This window comes from Microbacterium sp. K36 (assembly GCF_004794355.1).
GTDB lineage: Bacteria > Actinomycetota > Actinomycetes > Actinomycetales > Microbacteriaceae > Microbacterium > Microbacterium paraoxydans_D.
Genome location: NZ_SSDN01000001.1, coordinates 1 through 279, shown reverse-complemented (window position 1 = coordinate 279; position 279 = coordinate 1). Strand labels below are relative to the sequence as shown.

General features: G+C 69.9%; 1 protein-coding gene. It reads right to left on the bottom strand.

The window, feature by feature from the left end; genetic code table 11:
* Nucleotides 1-87 precede the first annotated feature (87 nt).
* The coding region (locus DW296_RS16565; protein ID WP_205807745.1) for a hypothetical protein at nt 88-279 on the bottom strand (192 nt) is incomplete at its 5' end.

Sequence of the window (279 nt, the reverse complement as noted above, 5' to 3'; positions counted from 1 at the left end):
GAGGACCTCGATCCGGTCGTGGCGGAGTTCGTCGGCGGTCAGGCGCCGGCCCGACTCTCGCAGGCGGCGCTGTCGACGCCGGATTCCTCAGGGGTTTGTGCGGCTCTTGATCACGCCGTCATACGCCGCCAGGATCGGCGTCCCGTCCCGCCAACGCCGCAGCCGTCCGCGCCACGAGTTCGGCGAGCGATCCCACTTCGCCGCCCACTCGTTGGATGCGGCGGGGTACTGGTCGCTGTGGTGCGACGGGTCTGGCCTGTTCCGGGTTGAGCCGTATGT